Source organism: Curtobacterium sp. USHLN213 (assembly GCF_037144815.1).
GTDB lineage: Bacteria > Actinomycetota > Actinomycetes > Actinomycetales > Microbacteriaceae > Curtobacterium.
Genome location: NZ_JBBCYQ010000028.1, coordinates 1 through 2,551, shown reverse-complemented (window position 1 = coordinate 2,551; position 2,551 = coordinate 1). Strand labels below are relative to the sequence as shown.

Genomic DNA, 2,551 nt, shown 5'->3' with positions numbered 1-2,551 from the left:
GGGCAGGGGAGAGACGACGCACGGAGCGACCGTAGCGGACGGGAGGCGCGGGGGGGGGGGGCCCCCCCAGGGGGGGGGGCGCCCCCCCCCCGGGGGGGGGGGGGGGGGGGGGGGGGGGGGGGGGGGTTGGGGGGGGGGGGGGGGGGGGCCCGCCCCCCCCCCCCCCGGCGCCCCCCCCCCCCCCCCCCCCTCCGGTGGTGTCAGTGCTTGGTCGCCTTGGCGATCTTCTTGCCGAGCTTCTTGCGTGCCTTCCGCGAACGCGGGTCGTTCCACAGCTCGCGCGCGGTCTGGGTCTTCGACTTCTTGTTCACGGGGCGGGTGGCGCGCGCGCCGAACCAGAACCCGATGAAGACGATGGCGCCGATGAGGATGATGCGGTTGCGCATGGGGACTCCTTCGATGGTGGTGCGGGCGGCCGAGGACCTCAGCCGGTGAAGCGGTTCCAGAGCTCCGTGACGATGGGCCACACGTCGCCAGCGCGGTCCGCCGAACCGACGGCCACCAGGACGACCGGGACCGCGGTCACGGCGATGCTGACCAGGACGGCGAGCACGACGGCGATCGTCGCCGTGGTGGTGTGCCGTCGGGTGAACGCCAGGAGCAGCAGCCCGAGGACCACGACGGCCCCGAGCAGCGCCACGATCGTCACCCGGACGAACGGGAACGGGACGAGTCCGGCGGTGGTGGCGGTGACCCCGCCGAGGAACCCGACGAGGGGGAGGAACGCACCGAGCAGCGTCCCGAGGACCAGGACGACGCCGATGCCGCTCGCGATCCAGACGCCGCGGGGGCGGGGCCGCCGGACCTTCGTCCGGCGGTTGCCCGACCACGCGGTGGTCACGAGCGGTCCTGGCGGTGCCGACCGGCCTGCGCGTCGGTGTCCGACACGATCGGTGCGTCCGACCCGGCCGGTGCGTCCGACACGACCGGTGCATCGTCAGTGGCCGCCTGTGCGGCTGCGTCGGCCGACTCGGCCGCTGCTGCGGCTGCGTCCTCCGCGGCGTCGGCAGCGTCCTCCGCTGCCTCGGCAGCCGCAGCGGCACGATCCGCGGGCGCCGCGGACTCGGTGGCAGCAGGTTCGGTCACGGTGTCGACGACGGCGTCACGTGCGCCGGCCGCGGCGTCCTTCGCCGAGTCGGCGGCGTCCGCTGCCAACTCGGAGGACCGGACGAGCGCCTCCGCTGCCGCGTCCCGGACGTTGCCGGTGGTCTCGGCTGCGCTGTCGACGGCGCGCTTCGTGGCGTCGGCGGTCACGTCGGCCGCACGGCGGGTGGCGTCGGCCGTGGCATCGGCTGCCTTGCCGGCCTGCTCGACGGTGGCCTCCGCGGCGTCGCGGGTGGCGTCGGCGGCCTGGCGAGCGACGTCGGCCGTCGCCTCGGCGGTGCGCTTCGTCACGTCGGCCGTGGCGGACGCGGCGCGCTTCGTGGCGTCCGCGGTGACCGTCGCGGCCTCCTTGAGCGCCTCACCCGTGGCGTCGGTGGCTCGCTTGGTGGCGTCGGCGGTGGCGGTCGCGGCCTGCTTGACCGCATCGCCGGTGGCCTCTGCCGCGCGGCCGAGCGGCGACTGCTCGTCGTCGAACGGGCCGTGCACGTCGAGCACGCGGACGTCGACGGACGTCGGGACGTCAGAGACCTGGCGCGTGGCCGCGGTCACCTGCTTGCGGACCTCGTCGGCGACGGCGATCACCGGGTGCGGGTAGCTGACGACGACGGAGACCCGCACGCCCAGCGCGCCGTCCTCGTCGTCGACCTGCACCCCTGCGGTGCCGGCGCTGCGGCCGAGCTGCTGCCGGAACTGGTCGGCGGCGCGGGCGGCGATCCCGCCGAGGTGGTGCACGCCGGGGACGCCCAGTGCGGTCTCCGCCGCGGTCCGGGCCACGATCGCCACGGTGCTCGCGTCGTCTGGGAGCGGCTGCGTGAGCTCCGCGGGCAGGGCCACCTCGGTGACCTGTGTGTGCGCATTCGGGTCGTGCTGCATGGTTCCTCCTCGTTCGGTCCGCCGGAACGCGTCGGGGCACTCGACAGGCGAGTGCCCCGACACGGTTCGTGCGTCCTACTTCTTGAAGACGTCCTTGACGTCCTCGCCGGTCTGCTTGACGCTCGCGGCGGCCTGGTCCTTCTGGCCCTCGGCGACCTTCGAGTCGTCGTTCGTGGCCTTGCCGACCGCTTCCTTCGCCTTGCCGGCGAGGTCCTGAGCAGCGTTCTTGATCTTGTCGTCGAGTCCCATGACGGGTCCTTTCTTCGGTCGGGCGCGTGCCCGGTGGGTGGTGGTCTGGTGGGCCGGGAGGCCCCAGTCACGTCCGACTGGCGGCTGTCAGTGGACGCGGGTGGGTTTGGCGAGGGTGGAGCGGGTGCCGCCGGTGAGGTGGACGAGGACGGGGATCTGCCGGCCGAGGGTGCGGTCCAGGACGGTGATGGCCTGGTCGACGGCGGTGAGGACGGTGACGGCGTCGCCGCCGCGGCGGACCGCGACGCGGATGCGTGCGGCGCGTTGCCGTCGGACGAGGTACGTGTCGACGCGGGCGCTGATGACGTCGCGGACGCCGTCGAGT

General features: G+C 74.6%; 4 protein-coding genes and 1 pseudogene. All 5 read right to left on the bottom strand.

The annotated features are described in order from the left end of the window. Positions 1-200: 200 nt before the first annotated feature. Positions 201-386, bottom strand: a complete 186-nt coding sequence (locus WFH25_RS19250) for a hypothetical protein (RefSeq protein ID WP_070418034.1) — start codon at positions 384-386, stop codon at positions 201-203. Positions 387-424: 38 nt separating this feature from the next. Further along, positions 425-841 (bottom strand): MFS transporter permease, encoded by a 417-nt coding sequence (locus WFH25_RS19245; RefSeq protein ID WP_070418035.1) that lies wholly within the window; start codon positions 839-841, stop codon positions 425-427. Beyond that, positions 838-1,977, bottom strand: a complete 1,140-nt coding sequence (locus tag WFH25_RS19240; protein WP_336699062.1) for an Asp23/Gls24 family envelope stress response protein — start codon at positions 1,975-1,977, stop codon at positions 838-840. Before WFH25_RS19240 ends, WFH25_RS19245 begins: the two co-directional genes overlap by 4 nt. Positions 1,978-2,052: 75 nt before the next feature. Then, complete coding sequence (locus WFH25_RS19235; RefSeq protein WP_070418037.1) at positions 2,053-2,226, bottom strand: CsbD family protein; 174 nt, start codon at positions 2,224-2,226, stop codon at positions 2,053-2,055. Between the two features lie 87 nt (positions 2,227-2,313). After that, positions 2,314-2,551: pseudogene (locus tag WFH25_RS19230) on the bottom strand (hypothetical protein); the annotation flags it as partial.

Excerpts from the sequence above, each read along its gene's own strand:
- WFH25_RS19235 (WP_070418037.1), bottom strand. The coding sequence starts at position 2,226 with ATGGGACTCGACGACAAGATCAAGAACGCTGCTCAGGACCTCGCCGGC.
- WFH25_RS19240 (WP_336699062.1), bottom strand. The coding sequence starts at position 1,977 with ATGCAGCACGACCCGAATGCGCACACACAGGTCACCGAGGTGGCCCTG.
- WFH25_RS19250 (WP_070418034.1), bottom strand. The coding sequence starts at position 386 with ATGCGCAACCGCATCATCCTCATCGGCGCCATCGTCTTCATCGGGTTC.